The following is a 16,843-nucleotide window of genomic DNA, read 5'->3' as shown; positions in this document are numbered from 1 at the left end:
TCGGCGCTGGGCTCCTGGGATCTCTCGGGGGCCCTTCCGCTTTCTAGGGGAATACCTTCAGGCCATTTGGCGCGAGCTTGAGGCGCAGAATTTCGAAAGCCCGATTTTCCTGCATTGGCCGCAGCACTTTGAGCCCGATCGGACGCGCAATCAGGTCCGCCAATTGCAGACCTGACGAATTGCTCTTCTTGTCCGTGAATATCGCCTCCCAACGCAGGCGGGTGAAATCGAGCCTCTGCCGCCCCCAACCCGCTTCGTTGGCGACGATGCGGCGAAAATGCAGTTCCAATTCGCGGTCCTCGCGCTTGCCGCGTCCTTCGAAGACGACATGCACCGTTCTGCCATCCTGGCCCAACACGAGAAGTCGTTCCAGGAGCTTCTCAAGGCAGAAATGCAACGCCAGCTCATAAGGGCTCCAAGGATCAGCGTATCGTGCGACCAGGCGGACCTTGTCGATCACGGCCGCGATCACCTCGAACGCCGCCTGAGCCACGATGGCGTTGACGGCCGCGATAAAGACCTCGCGGGCCTCGGCATCGACCTGCAGGAACGCAAAGTCCTTTTGCTGCCTACGAATGTCCCGCTCGTGAAGAACAAGCTGGTCGTGTCCAACGGCTTCAAACTTCAAGCGCTGAAGCCGAGGGACGACATCGCCGACATAAGCTTCCTTGCTGACCAGAACAGCGCCAAGAACAAACAGCGGGAAGGTGGGATCGGGGTTTTCGAGGACGGGAGAGCCGCTCTCGTCCATGAAAATGATATAGTCGGCGAAGGCCATGCTCTACTTTTACGAGAGACCAAGGCGCAGGCAAGTTCTAGCCACCGCTCCATGGGATTAAGCCTTGCCATCGCGTCCGATGGCGCGGCAGATCCATAGCGGCTAAACCCGCGCCATGCTCCGCCTCTCCAACCTGTCGCTCCCCCTCGGCCACCCGCCCGAAGCCCTCGCTCCCGCCATCTGCCACCGCCTGGGCGTCCCCGAACACGACCTCCTCAGCCACACCATCGCCCGCCGCGCCCATGACGCGCGGAAGAAGACCGCGATCCTGATGGTCTATACGGTCGACGTCGCTCTGCGCGACGAGGCCGCCGTGCTGGCGCGGTTCGAGCGCGACAGCCAGGTGCGGCCACGGCCCGACACCGACTACCGCCTGGTCGCCCAGGCTCCGAAGGACCTCAAGGGCCCTCGCCCTGTCGTCGTCGGCGCCGGCCCCTGCGGCCTGTTCGCCGGGCTGATCCTGGCCCAGATGGGCTTCAGGCCGATCATCCTGGACCGGGGCAAGGTGGTGCGCGAGCGGACCAAGGACACCTGGGGCCTGTGGCGGCGCGGCGAACTGAACCCGGAGTCCAACGTCCAGTTCGGCGAAGGCGGCGCCGGCACCTTCTCGGACGGCAAGCTCTACAGCCAGATCAAGGACCCCCGCCACCTGGGCCGCAAGGTGCTGGAGGAGTTCGTCAAGGCCGGCGCCCCCGAGGAGATCCTGACCGAGGCCCACCCCCACATCGGCACCTTCCGCCTGGTAACCATGGTCGAGAGTATGCGCGAGACCATCGAGGCCCTGGGGGGCGAATACCGCTGGCAGCACCGGGTCGACGACTTCGACATCGAGACCGCCGCCGACGGCGCGCGCAAGCTGAAGGGCCTGCGCCTGTCGACCGGCGACTATCTTGCGACCGACCACGTGGTGTTGGCCGTCGGCCACAGCGCCCGCGACACCTTCCAGGTGCTGCATGACCGGGGCGTCCACATCGAGGCCAAGCCGTTCTCGATCGGCGTGCGGATCGAGCACCCGCAGTCGTGGATGGACAAGGCCCGGTTCGGGGCCTGCGCCGGCCACCCGGACCTGGGCGCGGCCGACTACAGCCTGGCCCACCACTGCGCCAACGGCCGCACGGTCTACAGCTTCTGCATGTGCCCCGGCGGCACGGTGGTGGCGGCGACGTCGGAGCCGAACCGGGTGGTGACCAACGGCATGAGCCAGTATTCGCGCAACGAGCGCAACGCCAACTCCGGCTTCGTGGTCGGCATCGATCCCGAGCGCGACTATCCGGGCCACCCGCTGGCCGGCATCGAATTCCAGCGCCAATGGGAAAGCCTGGCCTATGCAGCAGGGGGCTCGACCTACGCCGCCCCGGCCCAGAAGGTCGGCGACTTCCTGGCCGGTCGGCCGTCGGAAGCGCTGGGCGAGGTGCAGCCCTCGTACAAGCCCGGGATTCGGATGACCGACCTGGCGCAATGCCTGCCGGCCTTCGCCATCGAGGCCATGCGCGAGGCCCTGCCGGTGTTCGGCCGCCAGATCGCCGGCTACGACCATCCCGACGTGCTGCTGACCGGCGTGGAGACCCGCACCTCCTCGCCGATCCGCATCACCCGCGGCAAGGACTTCCAGAGCCTGAACGTCGCCGGCCTGTTCCCGGCCGGCGAAGGCGCGGGCTACGCCGGCGGCATCCTCTCGGCGGCCGTCGACGGCATCAAGGTCGCCGAGGCGGTGGCGGCGGCCTATGTTGGGACCCCGACGACGGCCTAGACGGAGACCTGCCCCATGCTCAAGATTCTCGGCCGTACGTCCTCGATCAACGTTCGCAAGGTGCTGTGGACCTGCGACGAGCTGGGCCTGGCCTATGAGCGCGAGGACTGGGGGACGGGGTTCGCCTCGCCCCGGAGTCCCGAGTTCCTGGCCCTCAATCCCAACGGCCTGATCCCGGTGCTGATCGACGAGCAGGGGGCGCTGTGGGAGTCCAACACCATCTGCCGCTACCTGGCCGCCCGCTATGACGGCCATCACCTGATCCCGGCCGAGCCGCGGCCGCGGGCCGTGGTCGAGCAGTGGATGGACTGGCAGGCCACCGGGCTCAACCCGACCTGGGGCTACGCCTTCCTGGCCCTGGGCCGGCCGACGCCGGGCTACGACAACCCAGCCAGGATCGCCGCCAGCGTCGCGGCCTGGAACGCGGCCATGGCCATTCTCGACCAGCGTCTGGCCCAGACCGGCGCCCACGCCGCCGGCCACGACTTCACCCTGGCCGACGTGGTGCTGGGCCTGTCGGTCCATCGCTGGCTGAAGACCCCGATGGACCGGGCGGACCTGCCGGCGGTCGAGGCCTATTGCGCCCGGCTGAAGGCCCGCCCGACGTTTGGGCCGTGGGCGCGGGACGACGTGCCCTAGATCGGCGCGCGCACCCGAAACACCCGCGCCTCGCGGCCGAGGTCGTAAAGGCGATAGACTTGGAACGCCTCCGGCTCGGCCCGGCTGAGGGCTAACTCCGCCTCGGTCAGGCGGAACGGCGTGGCGGGACCGCCGGTGGTGGTCTTGACGGCGATGCGGCGGGGGGCGCCGGTGCGGCTGAAGCCGAGCAGGTCGCAGCCCTCGATCGGCGGCAGGGCCAGGCGGACCTCGTCGGCGAGGTCGGGGCGGCCGCGGGCGATCAGCCGTTCCTGCTCGTAGGCCAGGGCGGCGGCGACGCCGATCCGCGCCAACGGCCGAGCCTCAAGGTCGCGTTCGGCCGGGTCGAAGCGGGCGATCAGCCGCCGGACCCGCTCGCCCGGCGCGGGCGGAGCGACGGGCGGCGGCGCGCCCTCGGCCAGGACGGGAGCGGCGATCTTGCCCAGCAGGGCCGGCGGTTGGGACAGGTCCCTGAGCACGGCCGGCCGGGACGAAAGCCAGCGGTCGACCGCCTCGACCAGGCCGTCGGCGACGTCCCAGCGCGGCGGGTGGTCGCGCAGGGTCGGCAGGCCGATCCAGGCCAGGACGGCCGAGATCTCGCCCTGCAGGAAGGCGATCGCCCCGCCCGAGCGGCCGCTGACCAGCCGCAGGCCGCGCTGGTGGCCGACCGGATCGCAGGGACGGCCGGTCATCGCCTTGTCGAGCATGACGAAATAGTCGCCGACCACCAGATCGTATCCGGCCTCGGTCCAGGTCTTCGCGTTGATCGCCGGCTCGCCCACGGGCGGACGATGCCCCAGGGCGAGAGTCGACGCCAGCGCAGCTTGTAGGGGAGGCGCGCGGCGGCGGGGCGTGGTAGAAGGCGCGGATGACCGACCAGCCCGAAGACCCGCCCGAGATTCCCGGCGAGACCCCGATCCAGCGCGCCCTGCGCCTGAAAAAGGCCGCCCTGGCCGCCAAGCCGCAGCCGCCGCGCGGCGGCCGCTTCCAGCGCGAGCAGGCCGCCGCGGCCGCCTCCAGCAGCAAGAACAAGCCCTGGATGACGCGCTAGGGCAATCGATCCGCCTTGAGAAGGCCGCGCTTTGACGGCACGGTGGCGCTCATGCGTTCCTTCGCCCTCGCCCTGATCCTGTGCCTCGCGGCCGGTCCCGTCCTGGCCCAGGCCAAGGCGCCGACCGCCAAGGCCGCGGCCCAGACGGCTCCCAAGCCGCCGCATGAGCCGCCGACCCCGGTCTCGCCGGTCATCGTCATGCCGCGCACCGAAAAGCCCAAGGTGGTGGCGACCTGGCCGGCCGCCGGCCAGGCGATCGCCCCCGGGGTGCTGGTGCTCAAGGTGGTGTTCGACCAGCCGATGACGCCTCGCGACTTCGCCTACGGCCCCGGGACCGGCGGCGAGGCGCCCGAATGCCTGAAGACCCCGCGCCTGCTGAACGACGGCAAGACCTTCGTGCTGCTGTGCCGGACCCTGCCGGGCAAGACCTATGCGGTGTCGCTGAACAAGGCGCCCGGCGTCGGCCCGACCGGCGGCTTCGCCAACCTGGCCGAGAACCGCGCCGACCCGACCGAGCTGACCTTCACGACCCAGACCGGCGAGCCGGTCAGCAAGCTGCGCGACGCCATCAAGGCCGCCGGCCTGGGCGACATCGACGTGCCGGTCGAGGAGTCGCCGCGCCTGGCGACGGCCGCCAAGCCCTGAGCCGAGCCCTGGGCTTGCTCAGCGGCGGTCGGAATGGAACGGCACCACGGTGTGCTCGCCGGAGCGGGCGCCCAGGGTCAGCCGCACCGTCAGGCCCAGGCCGTCGGACTCGTAGGCCAGGGACGCGCCGAGCTGGCGGGCCAGGCCGCGCACCACGCGAAAGCCCAGTCCGCCGTCGTGCTGGGGATCGAAGTCGTCGCTGAGTCCGACGCCGTCGTCGGCGACCTCGACCACCAGCCCCTCGGCGCGGGTCCGGCAGCTGACCCGGATGCGGCCGGAGACCCCGGCCGGATGGGCGTATTTCAGGGCGTTGGTGACCAGTTCGCTGACGATCAGGGCCACCGGCGTCGCCTGGTCGGGCCGCACATGGCCGTGGCCGGCGTCGTCATAGGCGATCACCGTTTCGCCGGCGAAGCTGAGACTGCTCTTCAGGCTCTCGCACAGCCTGGCCAGGTAGCGGCCCAGGTCGACGCCGGCCTCGGCCCGGCCGGGCATGTCCGACAGCAGCCGGTGCAGGTCGCCGACCGTCTCGATCCGCGCGGCCACCTCCTCCAGGGCGATGCAGGCCTCGCGCGGCGACAGCGGCGCATCGGTTCTCTGCACGCTGGCGGCCTGCAGGCGTGCATAGCCGGCGATGAGGGCCAGGTTGTTGGCGATGCGGTGTTGAGCTTCGCTGAGCCGGTCATCAGACCCGACATGGCGAACGACCGCGTCGCCGAATTCTCGGCGCTCGACGTCCATGTACAGGAACTTTCGTTAGCGGCGGGTCATTCCGTCGCCGCATGTAAGCACAATCGAGATCGAAATACGAACACTTTATTAATGATTGATTCTAGGATCTCATCTTAGCTTTAAAAATGGGAGATGAATATGACAATACTTAAGACGCGCCCAATCATCACTTGATGCATCGATCGTGGAATGGGGCCTTTGCAGGAAATGAGTAAGGAACGCATTCTACGCCTAATGCGTTTGCACTAGGACTGAACGGCCATGACGGCGCGCCGCCTGGCTCGTCGAGAAAAGGAGAACCGCCCCCGCCTGGGAGGCCTGAGACCATGAATGCTTTGACCCGACCTGAACGCCTGCAGATCATGCTGACGCAGGAGGAACTGGCCGCCCTGGACGACTGGCGCTTCACGCGCCGCATGCCCAGCCGGGCGGCGGCCGTGCGCGAGCTGCTGAAGCGCGGCCTGGAAGCCGAAGGCATCCAGATGGCCGACGGCAAGCGGCGCTCGCGCGACTTCGGCGTCGTCGACGGGCCGCTGCGTTCGCACGGCTCGAACGGCGGCGAGGCGGCCGAATAGGGCGACCATCAAACCGCCCGAATCCGGCGTGAAATCCCAAGCGCCGCCGCTTGAACGGCGACGCTCGGCAAGGTTAAGTTCGCCGCCCTTCCTCTCCAGCCCCTGGACCTCCCCATGCGCAAGATCCTGATCCTGGCCGCCGCGGCCGCCGCCCTGATGGTTTCGGCCTGCAACACCGTCGAGGGGATGGGCCGCGACGTTTCGGCCGCCGGCCGGGCCGTCAGCAACACCGCGCACGACGCCAAATAGTCGCAGGATCAAAGGTTGCGGGCTCTGCTCAAGTAGAGTCCGCGCCCTCCGACTTGGTTAAGTGTCACGGCATCACAGCCACGCTTGCGGATGAAATTCTCAAGCTTGACGGCAGCTTATCGGCCCTTCGCCGAAAATCTTGTGGTTAATGGACAACCTTTTGGGGTATTATTACTCGCGCGACTCGCGAGCATAGTCTTCGACGCTCGCCATTTCATCTTGACGAGGCTGATTTCCGGAACCGCGCCTGCGACCGCGCGCCCCCTTTCATCAGGACCCAAGCGGAGGCATATGCACCGCCATGAGTGAACCTTCCTCTCCCAGCGTCCTGATCGGCATGAAGCGCGGCGTACGCCATCGTTGCCCCAACTGCGGCGAGGGCCGGCTCTATACGCGTTACCTGAAGGTCGACATCGACTGCGAGGTCTGCGGCCACGACCTGGCGCGCTATCCGGCCGACGACGGCCCGGCCTATTTCACCATCCTGATCATCGGCCACCTGTTCGTGGCTCCGCTGCTGCTGTTCCCGTTCATCTGGAAGGTATCGCCGCTGCTGGTGGTGCCGCTGACCGTCCTGCCCCTGGCCGGCCTGACCCTGCTGCTGCTGCCCCGCGTCAAGGGCGCGGTGATCGGGGCCCTGTGGGCCATCGGCCTGCGCAAGGCCCAGGACTGCCCCGGAACCTAGGCCAAATACCGGCATTCCTTTCCCGAACCGGGCGCACAAGGCGCCGGGATACCGGGAGATTGAAATGCTCGGCACGATCCTGATCATCATCCTGATCCTGGCCCTGATCGGCGCCCTGCCGACCTGGGGCCACAGCCGTTCGTGGGGCTATTACCCCTCCGGCGGCCTCGGCCTGATCCTGATCATCCTGATCATCCTGGTGTTGATGGGCCGAATCTAGCGGAACCGGATCCCGGCGGGGGAAGACGCACGCGCCCCCTCCCCCGCCGATCGATGTTCGCCTAAGGTCGCCGCCGGAACGACAAACGGGGGGACAGATGATCGACACCGCCGCGACGGCGACGCCGCAAGCCGCCCCGCTGAGCGCCTGGCGCCGCGCCCGCGCCATCCTCGGCGGCGCGGCGGGCAATCTGGTCGAGTGGTACGACTGGTTCGCCTACGCCGCCTTCTCGATCTATTTCGCCAAGGTGTTCTTCCCCAAGGGCGACCCGACCGCCCAGCTGATGCAGACCGCCGCCATCTTCGCGGTCGGTTTCGGGGCGCGGCCGGTCGGCGCCTGGCTGATGGGACTCTATGCCGACCGCAAGGGGCGCAAGGCCGCCCTGACCCTGGCGGTCGGATTGATGTGCCTGGGCTCGCTGGTCATCGCCCTGTGTCCCGGCCATGCGGCGATCGGCGACGCCGCCCCGATGATCCTGCTGCTGGCCCGGCTGCTGCAAGGCCTGTCGGTCGGCGGCGAGTACGGGGCCAGCGCCACCTATATGAGCGAGATGGCCGGGCGAAAGCGCCGCGGCTTCTGGTCCAGCTTCCAGTACGTGACCCTGATCATGGGCCAGCTGCTGGCGGCCCTGGTGCTGGTGGTGCTGCAGAACACCCTCGACAAGGGCCAGCTGGACGCCTGGGGCTGGCGCATCCCGTTCTTCGTCGGCGCGGTGCTGGCCGTGGTGGTGTTCTGGATCCGCACCGGCATCGAGGAAAGCATCTCGCACCAGCAAAGCGCCCGGCATGAACCGGTCAGCGGCCGGCAGCTGGCCAGCGTCGGCGGCCTGCTGCTGGGGGCGGTGGCGGCGATGATCGTCGGCTTCACCGCCTGGCCGATCGCCGGCGCGGCCCAGTACGGCGCGGTGGCGCTGCTGGTCCTGACCTATGCCGCCCTGGCCGCGCCGCTGGTCGCGCGCCATCCCAAGCCGACCCTGGCGATCATCGGCCTGACCGCCGCCGGATCCTTGGCCTTCTACGCCTACACCACCTACATGCTGAAGTTCCTGACCAACACCGCCGGCTTCTCCAAGGCGACGGCCGGGGCGGTCAACCTGGCCACCCTGGCCGGCTTCATGCTGATCCAGCCGCTGTTCGGCTGGCTGTCGGACAAGGTCGGCCGCAAGACCATGCTGGTCTTCGCCTTCGGGGTCGGCGCGCTGATCGCCTGGCCGGTGTTCAGCCTGACCGCCAAGGCGACGAGCCCGCTGGTCGCCTTCGGCCTGATCTTCGCCGCCCTGGTCGTGCAGTCGGGCTATACCGCGATCAGCGCCGTGGTGAAGGCCGAGCTGTTTCCCACTCACGTCCGGGCGCTCGGCGTGGCCCTGCCCTACGCCATCGGCAACGCCGCCTTCGGCGGCACGGCCGAATATGTCGCCCTGTGGTTCAAGCACGGAGGCATGGAGAGCGGCTTCTACCTCTATCTGTCGGGGATGATGGTGGTCGGCCTGGTCGTGGCGCTGCTGCTGCGCGACACCGGCAAGCACAGCCTGATCCTCGAGGACTGACCCTCCCCCCTTCACCGACTCCCGTTCCCGACCTAAGCTCCGCCCATGCCCGCCCACGCCCTGCCCCTGCCGATTCTCGACATCGTCGTCCTGGCCTTCTTCAGCTTCTGCTGGCTGTTCTACGAGCCCCTGCTCAAGCGGCTGGGCAAGGGCCGCAACGTCATCAACACCGACATGACGGTGATCCGCCGGCGGTGGATGGCCGAGATGGCGGTGCGCGAGATCGCCCTGCTCGACGGCCAGCTCTTGGGCCACGCTCTGAACTCGGCCTCGTTCTTCGCCTCCAGCAACCTGATCCTGATCGCCGCCGCGGCCGGGGTGCTGTTCGGCGGCGACACGGCGCTGAAGAGCATCGAGGGCCTGGCGGTGCTGGCCCCCGCCTCGACCCTGGTGTTCCAGATCAAGCTGGGGGTGGTGCTGGTCGCCCTGGCCCGCGGCCTGCTCGACTTCATCTGGTCGATCCGCCAGATGAACTACTGCCTGGCCGCGATCGGCGCGACGCCGATGTGGTCGCCGCGCGCGGTGCTGGAGGAATATGCCGAGGCGGCCGGCGCCATCCTCAACCCGGCCCTGTCGGCCTTCAACGCGGGGGTGCGCGGCTATTATTTCGCCCTGGCGGCGGCGGCCTGGCTGCTGGGCCCGATCGCCTTCGCGGTGGCGACCGCCGGCGCCATGGTCCTGCTGCTCTGGCGCCAGCGCCGCAGCCCCGCCTCGGCCGCGGTGCGCAAGGTGCGCGAGATCCTCGAACGCCAGCCCGTGGTCACCGGCCCGCACCTGGCCCAGAACGACAGCGAGCGCCTTTAGAGCCCCAGCTCCGCCCGCGCCTTCCGGGTCAGCTTGGCCGCGATCAGGCTGTGGGCGGTCTTCAGCCAGTCGGCGACCTCGGCTTCGTCCTGGGCGGCCAGGTCCGAAAAGTGCAGCCACTGGGCCCGAGCGAGGTAGGGAGCCGGGGTCGCGCGCCCCGTCTCGACCAGCACCTCGAACGCCACTTCCGAGGCCTTCAGCGAAAAGCCGTTGCGCCCCACCGCCCCGCCCAGCACCGCGAACATCTTGCCGCCCACCTTGTAGACATGATCGTCGCCCCACTGGATGGTCATGGTCGCGCCCGGCAGGGCCATGGCGGCGGCGTCGAAGGCTTCGGGTGTCATGAATTATCCTAAGGTACGACCGTCCCTCCCCCCTGTGGGGAGGGTGGCGGCGAAGCCGACGGGTGGGGGCCGGTGCAGGGCGCCATGGCGACGGGGACCCCACCCGAGCCCTTCGGGCCCACCCTCCCCATAAAGGGGAGGGAAAGCCCAGAGGTCTAGACCCCACCCCCCCATCGGATAGGCCACGCCTGTTCCGCCGCCCCCGCAAGCCTCGTCGGGGTTCCTCGCCAGGTGCTGCTGGTGATGGGCTTCGGCGAAATAGAACGGGCCGGCCGCGCCGATCTCGGTGGCGATCGCTCCAAGGTCGCCGGCGTCCAGCGCCTGCTGATAGACCTCCTTCGACGCCACGGCCGCGGCGGCTTGGGCGTCAGAGGCCACATAGATCCCTGAACGGTGCGAACCGCCAATCTCGGCGCCCTGGGTCGGGTCATGGTTCTCCCAGAAGGTCCGCAGCAGGGTCTCGTAGCGAAGCGCCCTGGGGTCGAACACCACCAGCACCGCCTCGGCATGGCCGGTGCGGCCGCTGCGGACCTCGTCATGGGTGGGGTTGGGGGTGATCCCCGCCGTATAACCGGCGGCGGTGACATGAACGCCCGGCAGCGTCCAGAACAATGGCTCCGCGCCCCAGAAACAGCCCATGGCGAACACCGCCGTCTCCATCCCGTCCGGATAGGGCCCCTTCAGCGGATGGCCGTTGACGACGTGGCTGCGGGCGGTCGCCAGCGCCGCCTCCCGGCCCGGCGGGGCGTTGTCGACCGAGGCCGGATCAGCGGTTTTCGGGATGGACGGCATGGCTTGATCTCGCGACGAAACCCGGCCCGCGAATATAAGTCGCCCGCGGTCGCGTTTCACCCGGATGGCCGCTTGCCCCCGCAACCTTCCTGAGTATATTGCGCCCCTTCCTGCGTCGGGGGCCTCAACCGCCTTCCGCATCTGGTGCGCATGGTGAGGTGGCCGAGTGGTTGAAGGCGCACGCCTGGAACGCGTGTATAGGGGAAACTCTATCGAGGGTTCGAATCCCTCTCTCACCGCCACTATTCTCTTGTAAAATCAACTACTTATAATGCGGCAAGAGCGTCAGCGCGGCAGAGGGTGACGTGTGCGGACCTGTGCTCACCCTCGAAATCCATGGCTGTTCTCGCGTCGACGCCCACGCCGCCATCCGGGGCGTTGGTGGCTTGCGGAAGAATCCGCAGGTGACGCTGCGGCCAAGGCCTCACCGGGCCGACGCGGCGTCCTCGATCAGCGCGGCGACCTTGTCGGGGTGAGAGACCATCAGCGCATGGGAGCCGCCCTCGACCGCGACGGTTTTGCGCGCGTGGGCCCGTTCGGCCATGAACCGCTGGGTTTCGGCGGGGATGTTGCGGTCGGCCGAACCGTAGATCACGTACGACGGAAGCCGCTTCCAGGTCGGCGCGGTCGCCATGTCGGAAAGCGCGCGTCCCGTCACCGGACGCTGGGTCGCGGCCATCAGGGCGGCCTTGGCGGCGGGCACGTCGGCGGCGAACTGGGCCTGGAACTTGGCGGGCTGGATGTAGAAGTCCTCGTCGCCATCCGGCAGCGCCACCGGCGCCAGGGCGGGGGCGAGGGTGGCGCCCGGGAACTTGCCGGACAGCGAGAGCGCCGATTCCCCGGCCTCGGGCAGGAAACCGGCGACATAGACCAGCGCCTCGACATTGCCATTGCCGTTCGCCGCCTCGGTGATCACCTCGCCGCCGTAGGAATGGCCCACCAGGATGACCGACCCGGGGATCGACTTGACGAGCGCCGACACCGTCGCGGCGTCCGAACCGAGGGCCCGCAGGGGATTGGCCGCGGCCACCACCCGGTAGCCGTCCCGGTTCAGCCGCGACACCACGTCGTTCCAGCCCGAGGAGTCGGCGAAGGCGCCGTGGACGAGGATGATCGTCGGCTTTTCGCCTTGCGGCGCGGCTTGCGCCGCCGCCGCGCCCGACAGGGCGAGGACGGCGGCGAACGACAGGGCTTGGAAGGGCTTGCGCATCGATGTCTCCGTGGCGGCCAGGGCGGCCTTGAGCGAAGAATGCGTTGCCGGGCGGGCGCACGCCTATCTCGCGAAAGGGCCTGCCCGCCCCTTCCCAAGGTCTAGGACGACCACGCCGCGGGCGCGGGACCGACCGCGCCAGAGCAGCGTCACGAAACCGGGCCTGGGCCAGGGTTAGCCGACCTAGACCAAAGTACAGTTCCGTTCAGACGGCCCTCGCCGATAACAACGCTGCCGAGCCGTGTTAATCGGACGCGACAGGGATGGCGAACGTAAGAGTTTTTCCGATTTCATCTTACGGCCGACGAAGCGGCAGACGAGCGTCCAACCTGTCCGGCTCAATTGCACGGCGCCCGCGGTCCAGGACCCAAGGCGCGGGCGCCGTGCCCCGACCGCCGGCCAGCGAGGAGACCAGCCATGACGCCCCCCGACCAAAGCCCTTCGACCACCGTCGCTCGTGAGCGCGGTCGCGTCCGCGTGTTATTCGAAGGCCATGACATCGCCGACAGCGACGACGTGGTCGTGATGCACGAGGCCGGCCGTCCGCCGGTCCGTTACTTCCCGCGCAAGGACGTGTTCATGGTCTTCCTGAGCCAGGCCGACAAGACCACGCGCCATCCCGACAAGGGCGAGGCGCGCTACTTCACGATCTATCGCGACCAGCACCTGGTCGAAAACATCGCCTGGTCCTACGAGACGCCCGGCGCCGCCTTCGCCGAGATCGCCGGCCGCATCGCCTTCCGTCCCGAACATGTCGAGTTCCAGGTCCACGGACACACGCCGGCCGACACGGCGATCGAAGACGAGGCCGTCGAGACCGACGGTCTCGGTCGCGAACCAGCGGCCTGATGCGATACGCACGCCAGAGGAGGACAGGATGAGCCAGGCCCCGATCAAGATCCTGCTGCAGACCACCATCGTTCCGACCGCGGACGACTGGTCGATCGCCCGCTTCAGCAAGCTGGGCCAATTGCTCGCCGCGCAGGTCGGACCCGACGGCCGGCGGCTCTATGAGGTGACCTCGCGCGACCGCGATCCGCCGGGCGCGCCCGACGCAGTGCTCTCGACCCTGGACCACAGCGACTTCGACCAGCTCTGGCTGTTCGCCGTCGATGTCGGCGACGGGCTGACGCCGGAGGACTGCGGCGCGATCTCGCGCTTTCGCCAGGCCGGCGGCGGCCTGATGGCGACGCGCGACCACATGGACCTGGGGTCGTCGCTCTGCACCCTCGGCGGCGTCGGCGGCGCGCACTATTTCCACACGCGCAACCCGCATCCCGACCCGTCCGAACGCCGGCCGGACGATCCGTACACGACCGCGATCTCGTGGCCGAACTTCCACTCCGGCGCCAATGGCGACTACCAGGTGATCACGCCGGTCCTGCCGGTGCATCCGGTGCTGAGCGATCCGGCCTCCCCCACCGGCGCCCTTCGATACCTGCCGGCCCATCCGCACGAGGGCGGGGTCCGCGCGCCCGAAGGGACGAGCGCCCGCGTCATCGCCACCGGAACCAGCAAGGTCACGGGCCGGCCGTTCAACATCGCCGTGGCCTTCGAGGCTGACTCGACCGGCGGCCGGGCGATCGCCCAGAGCACCTTCCACCATTTCGCCGACTACAATTGGGACGTCCGGTCGGGCAGTCCCAGCTTCGTCGTCGAGCCCCCCGGCGACGGCCTGATCACCACGCCCCAGGGCATGGCCGACACCCAGCGCTACGTGCTCAATCTCGCCAGCTGGCTCGGCGCCAAGGCATAGGCCGGCCGCACGCCTGCCGCCCGCAAGCCTTCGACGAAGAACGCCCGCTGCCTTTCGTCCCGCATCCGTTCGCGCCTGACAGCCTCCAGCACGCGTTCGCGAAAACCCATCTGGGCTAGACCTTTGGATAGCTGTCGCCGGGTGAGATTTGAGCCGAAGAAGAGGGCTCGGGGCTAAACCAGCCGCGCAAGGGCCCGTAACTTGTCCATTGTGCCTCTTTTCGCGATCGTCGACGACGACAAGGCCATGCGCGAAGCTCTGTGTGAACTGATCGAAGTGTTCGACTTTGCTTGTCTCACCTTCGACGGGAGCGAAAGCTTTCTGGCCGCCCACGCGCCGGGGCGCTTCGCGGGCCTGGTCACCGATCTCAACCTGCTGGGCGAAAGCGGGCTGCAACTCCAGCAACGCCTGAAGACGCTCGACCCGGCCCTGCCGGTCATCATCATCTCCGCCCAGGCCGACCTGGCCACGCGAACGCGGGTCCTGGCGTCGGGGGCGATGGCCTATCTCACCAAGCCCATCAACGACCAGGTCCTGCTCACGCACCTCAACGCCGCCCTGGTCCAGGGCCGCGAAACCTTCGAGCCCAACTGAGTTCCTGCGGGAGCTCGACATCCTTCTGACCCAAGCGCCCCGAGCGGTCGTCTCCAAGTCGGTTCAACCAGGCGGCGGCGACCTATACCAGGGGATAGCCCGCCCCCGCCCTTTCGCCCAATCGACCCATGACCGCTTCCAGTCCTAGCCTTGGAGCCTCGGCGTTGGATCAGGCTTGGATAGCGACATGAAGATCGTGGTGGTAGGCGGCAGCGGACGGATCGGCGGCGAGCTCGTCTACAATCTGCGCCAGGACGACTACAAGGTTCTCGAAGCCTCGCCGACCTTCGGCGTCGACACCGTGACCGGCGCCGGACTGGAACAGGCCCTGGACGGCGCGACCGTGGTGGTCGACGTGACCCAGTCGCCGTCGCTGGACGGCCCGGACGCTAGGGCCTTCTTCGAGACCTCGGGCCGCAATCTGATCGCCGCGGGCTTGGCCGCCGGGGTCCGGCATCACGTCGTGCTGTCGATCGTCGGCACGGAGCGCCTGCAGGCCAGCGGCTATTTCCAGGCCAAGAAGATCCAGGAAGACCTGCTGCAGGCCTCGGGGCTTCCCTTCACGATCCTGCGCTCGACCCAGTTCTTCGAATTCATCGCTGGCGTCGTGCAGGACGGCGCCGACCGCGACGTGGTGATCTCGCCGGCCCTGGTGCAGCCGATCGCCGGCGAAGAGGTCGCCGAATCCCTGGCCGACATCGCCCTGGGCCCGCCCCTCGGCCGGATCGTCGAGGTGGCCGGTCCCGAGCGCCTTGGCCTCGACCGCCTGGCGACCCAGGTCCTCACCGCCTACGAGGACCCCCGCCGCGTCGTCGCCGACGTCCACGCCCGCTATTTCGGCGCGGAGCTCGACGACCGGTCCCTGCTTCCAGGCGGCGACGCGCGCATCGCCGTGACACGCTTCGATGACTGGCTGCGCCAAAGCCTGCAGTCGCCGGCCCCCGCCGCTCGTGTCGCCAACCGCAAAGGCTGAACATCATGAAGATCGTTGTCACGGGCGGTACCGGCGTTGTCGGCTCCAAGATCGTCAAGATCCTCGCGGCCCAGGGCCATCAGGTCACGAGCGCGTCGCAGCGGACCGGCGTCGACGTGATCACCGGGCAAGGCCTGGACGAGGCGCTCGTCGGGTCCGAGGTCGTCGTCGACGTCGTCAATTCGCCGGCCTTCGACGACGCCACGGCCCTGCGGTTCTTCGAGACCTCAAGCCGCAACATTCTCACCGCGGCGGCCGCCACCGGCGTGCGTCACTACGTGGCCCTGTCGATCGTCGGATCCGAGCGGCTGTCTCAGAACGGCTACTTCCGCGCCAAGCTGGTCCAGGAGGCATTGGTCAAGGACGGCGGCGTGCCGTTCACGATCGTCCGCTCGACCCAGTTCTTCGAATTCCTCGACGCCGTGGTCGACGCGGCCGCGGACGGCGAGGAGGTTCGGCTGTCGCCGGCCCGCGTCCAGTTCGTCGCCGCCCAGGACGTCGCCAGCGCCCTGGCCGACGTCGCCGTGCGCGCGCCGATGAACGAAACCCTCGAGGTCGCCGGCCCCGACCCCTTCCGTCTGGACGACCTGGCCAGACGCTATCTGGCGGCGCGCGGGGACAGCCGGCGCGTCGTAGCCGACCCGCAGGCGCTCTATTTCGGCGCGGTCCTCAACGATGAGACCCTGATCGCGGGCGCGGTCCCGCGGTTTGGCCACACCGAGTTCGACAGCTGGCTTCGGCAACAGGCCGTCGCCCTCCAGCCCCAGGACGCTCGGCCATGACCGACATCGCTCCCGTCGACCTCGCTCAGTTGCGCGCGGAATTCCCCGGCCTGCCGGCGTCGCCGCTGATCGACCGGGCCTTCGACTACGCCCGCGAGCGCAGCCCCGCCTTCCTGTTCAACCACGTCGCCCGCTCGTGGATGTTCGCCGCCAGGCTGGCGGCGCTGGAGCAGGTGGTCCATGACGCCGAGGTGCTGGCGGTCTCGACCCTGCTGCACGACCTGGGCCTGACCGATCACGCCCCGGGCCCCAATCGCTTCGAGGTCAACGGGGCCGGGATCGCGGCGGCCTTCGTGCGCGACCAGGGTTTCGACGATCGGCGCGCCCAACTGGTGTGGGACAGCATCGCCCTGCACGCGACCCCCTCGATCAGCGCCTTCAAGGAGTCGGAGGTCGCGCTGTGCGCGCGCGGCATCGGGATCGACTTCGGAACGCCTGACAACGACGTCCTGGGCGCGGCGGCGATCGCCTCGACCCTCGCCGTCGCCCCCCGGCTGGACATGAAGCGCCGGTTCACCGCCTGCCTGTGCCACATGGCCCAGACCAGGCCCGAAACCACCTACGCCAATTTCATCCGCGATTTCGGCGAGCGGCTGGTACCCGGCTACAAGGCGCCGTCCTGGGTGGATGCGGTGTTCAACGGTCCCTTCTCCGAATAGAGCATCGCGCGGAAAAGCGGCCGCCGGTTTTCCGCAAAAGCGATGCGAAAACAAGAAACTGG

General features: G+C 68.6%; 21 protein-coding genes, 1 tRNA gene and 1 pseudogene. 17 read left to right on the top strand and 6 right to left on the bottom strand.

Annotation, left to right across the window (positions count from 1 at the left end; all coding sequences use genetic code 11):
* Positions 1-43: 43 nt before the first annotated feature.
* The gene (locus ACIPQB_RS06330; RefSeq protein WP_446484364.1) at positions 44-778 is read right to left on the bottom strand and encodes a DUF3800 domain-containing protein; all 735 of its coding nucleotides are present in this window, start codon (positions 776-778) and stop codon (positions 44-46) included.
* Between the two features lie 115 nt (positions 779-893).
* Here ACIPQB_RS06330 and ACIPQB_RS06325 point away from each other — a divergent pair, with 115 nt between their 5' ends.
* On the top strand, positions 894-2,528 hold the full coding sequence (locus ACIPQB_RS06325) for an NAD(P)/FAD-dependent oxidoreductase (protein WP_446484363.1): 1,635 nt from the start codon (positions 894-896) through the stop codon (positions 2,526-2,528).
* A 15-nt stretch (positions 2,529-2,543) separates the two neighbouring features.
* Entirely contained in the window at positions 2,544-3,167 is a 624-nt protein-coding gene (locus ACIPQB_RS06320) for a glutathione S-transferase family protein (protein WP_446484362.1), read from the top strand.
* Here the strand turns inward: ACIPQB_RS06320 and ACIPQB_RS06315 are convergent.
* Positions 3,164-3,946: a DUF3883 domain-containing protein gene (locus ACIPQB_RS06315; protein ID WP_446484361.1), complete on the bottom strand. Its 783-nt coding sequence runs from the start codon at positions 3,944-3,946 to the stop codon at positions 3,164-3,166. The genes ACIPQB_RS06320 and ACIPQB_RS06315 overlap by 4 nt on opposite strands.
* Before the next feature lie 86 nt (positions 3,947-4,032).
* On the opposite strand from ACIPQB_RS06315, the gene ACIPQB_RS06310 reads away from it, so the two are divergent.
* Together ACIPQB_RS06310 and ACIPQB_RS06305 are read left to right on the top strand one after the other, a co-directional pair.
* On the top strand, positions 4,033-4,215 hold the full coding sequence (locus ACIPQB_RS06310; RefSeq protein WP_446484360.1) for a hypothetical protein: 183 nt from the start codon (positions 4,033-4,035) through the stop codon (positions 4,213-4,215).
* Positions 4,216-4,266: 51 nt separating this feature from the next.
* Positions 4,267-4,860, top strand: a complete 594-nt coding sequence (locus tag ACIPQB_RS06305; RefSeq protein WP_446484359.1) for a hypothetical protein — start codon at positions 4,267-4,269, stop codon at positions 4,858-4,860.
* 18 nt (positions 4,861-4,878) lie between these two features.
* On the opposite strand, the gene ACIPQB_RS06300 is transcribed toward ACIPQB_RS06305, so the two are convergent.
* Entirely contained in the window at positions 4,879-5,601 is a 723-nt protein-coding gene (locus ACIPQB_RS06300; RefSeq protein ID WP_446484358.1) for a sensor histidine kinase, read from the bottom strand.
* Between the two features lie 317 nt (positions 5,602-5,918).
* Here ACIPQB_RS06300 and ACIPQB_RS06295 point away from each other — a divergent pair, with 317 nt between their 5' ends.
* From ACIPQB_RS06295 to ACIPQB_RS06270, 6 genes are all read left to right on the top strand, one after another.
* Positions 5,919-6,167: a hypothetical protein gene (locus tag ACIPQB_RS06295; RefSeq protein ID WP_446484357.1), complete on the top strand. Its 249-nt coding sequence runs from the start codon at positions 5,919-5,921 to the stop codon at positions 6,165-6,167.
* Positions 6,168-6,281: 114 nt separating this feature from the next.
* Positions 6,282-6,416, top strand: coding sequence for an entericidin A/B family lipoprotein (locus ACIPQB_RS06290; RefSeq protein WP_446484356.1), 135 nt, complete (start codon positions 6,282-6,284; stop codon positions 6,414-6,416).
* Positions 6,417-6,717: 301 nt separating this feature from the next.
* Positions 6,718-7,101, top strand: coding sequence for a DUF983 domain-containing protein (locus ACIPQB_RS06285; protein WP_446484355.1), 384 nt, complete (start codon positions 6,718-6,720; stop codon positions 7,099-7,101).
* A gap of 64 nt (positions 7,102-7,165) precedes the next feature.
* Positions 7,166-7,321, top strand: a complete 156-nt coding sequence (locus tag ACIPQB_RS06280; protein ID WP_081684590.1) for a DUF3309 family protein — start codon at positions 7,166-7,168, stop codon at positions 7,319-7,321.
* 97 nt (positions 7,322-7,418) lie between these two features.
* Entirely contained in the window at positions 7,419-8,867 is a 1,449-nt protein-coding gene (locus ACIPQB_RS06275; RefSeq protein ID WP_446484354.1) for an MFS transporter, read from the top strand.
* A 66-nt stretch (positions 8,868-8,933) separates the two neighbouring features.
* Entirely contained in the window at positions 8,934-9,671 is a 738-nt protein-coding gene (locus ACIPQB_RS06270; RefSeq protein ID WP_446484734.1) for a DUF599 domain-containing protein, read from the top strand.
* On the opposite strand, the gene ACIPQB_RS06265 is transcribed toward ACIPQB_RS06270, so the two are convergent.
* Both ACIPQB_RS06265 and msrA read right to left on the bottom strand, forming a co-directional pair.
* A complete protein-coding gene (locus ACIPQB_RS06265; protein ID WP_446484353.1) occupies positions 9,668-10,015 on the bottom strand; it encodes an MmcQ/YjbR family DNA-binding protein in 348 nt (115 codons plus the stop codon). The genes ACIPQB_RS06270 and ACIPQB_RS06265 overlap by 4 nt on opposite strands.
* A 168-nt stretch (positions 10,016-10,183) precedes the next feature.
* Positions 10,184-10,807: pseudogene (msrA, locus tag ACIPQB_RS06260) on the bottom strand (peptide-methionine (S)-S-oxide reductase MsrA); the annotation flags it as partial.
* A gap of 152 nt (positions 10,808-10,959) precedes the next feature.
* Here msrA and ACIPQB_RS06255 point away from each other — a divergent pair.
* Positions 10,960-11,049, top strand: a tRNA-Ser gene (locus tag ACIPQB_RS06255).
* Between the two features lie 182 nt (positions 11,050-11,231).
* On the opposite strand, the gene ACIPQB_RS06250 is transcribed toward ACIPQB_RS06255, so the two are convergent.
* On the bottom strand, positions 11,232-12,017 hold the full coding sequence (locus ACIPQB_RS06250) for an alpha/beta fold hydrolase (RefSeq protein ID WP_446484352.1): 786 nt from the start codon (positions 12,015-12,017) through the stop codon (positions 11,232-11,234).
* Between the two features lie 417 nt (positions 12,018-12,434).
* Between ACIPQB_RS06250 and ACIPQB_RS06245 the strand changes: the two genes are divergently transcribed.
* From ACIPQB_RS06245 to ACIPQB_RS06220, 6 genes are all read left to right on the top strand, one after another.
* The gene (locus ACIPQB_RS06245; protein WP_446484351.1) at positions 12,435-12,866 is read left to right on the top strand and encodes a DUF427 domain-containing protein; all 432 of its coding nucleotides are present in this window, start codon (positions 12,435-12,437) and stop codon (positions 12,864-12,866) included.
* Positions 12,867-12,894: 28 nt separating this feature from the next.
* Complete coding sequence (locus ACIPQB_RS06240; protein WP_446484350.1) at positions 12,895-13,773, top strand: hypothetical protein; 879 nt, start codon at positions 12,895-12,897, stop codon at positions 13,771-13,773.
* Positions 13,774-13,983: 210 nt separating this feature from the next.
* Complete coding sequence (locus tag ACIPQB_RS06235; protein WP_446484733.1) at positions 13,984-14,367, top strand: response regulator transcription factor; 384 nt, start codon at positions 13,984-13,986, stop codon at positions 14,365-14,367.
* Between the two features lie 187 nt (positions 14,368-14,554).
* Complete coding sequence (locus tag ACIPQB_RS06230) at positions 14,555-15,340, top strand: SDR family oxidoreductase (RefSeq protein WP_446484349.1); 786 nt, start codon at positions 14,555-14,557, stop codon at positions 15,338-15,340.
* A 5-nt stretch (positions 15,341-15,345) separates the two neighbouring features.
* Complete coding sequence (locus tag ACIPQB_RS06225; protein WP_446484348.1) at positions 15,346-16,122, top strand: SDR family oxidoreductase; 777 nt, start codon at positions 15,346-15,348, stop codon at positions 16,120-16,122.
* The gene (locus ACIPQB_RS06220) at positions 16,119-16,781 is read left to right on the top strand and encodes a hypothetical protein (RefSeq protein WP_446484347.1); all 663 of its coding nucleotides are present in this window, start codon (positions 16,119-16,121) and stop codon (positions 16,779-16,781) included. The genes ACIPQB_RS06225 and ACIPQB_RS06220 overlap by 4 nt, the downstream gene beginning before the upstream one ends.
* Positions 16,782-16,843: the final 62 nt, after the last annotated feature.

This window comes from Caulobacter sp. LARHSG274 (assembly GCF_052871235.1).
Note: the sequence above shows the minus strand (reverse complement) of the source record. Positions and strands in the feature narration are given on the sequence as shown.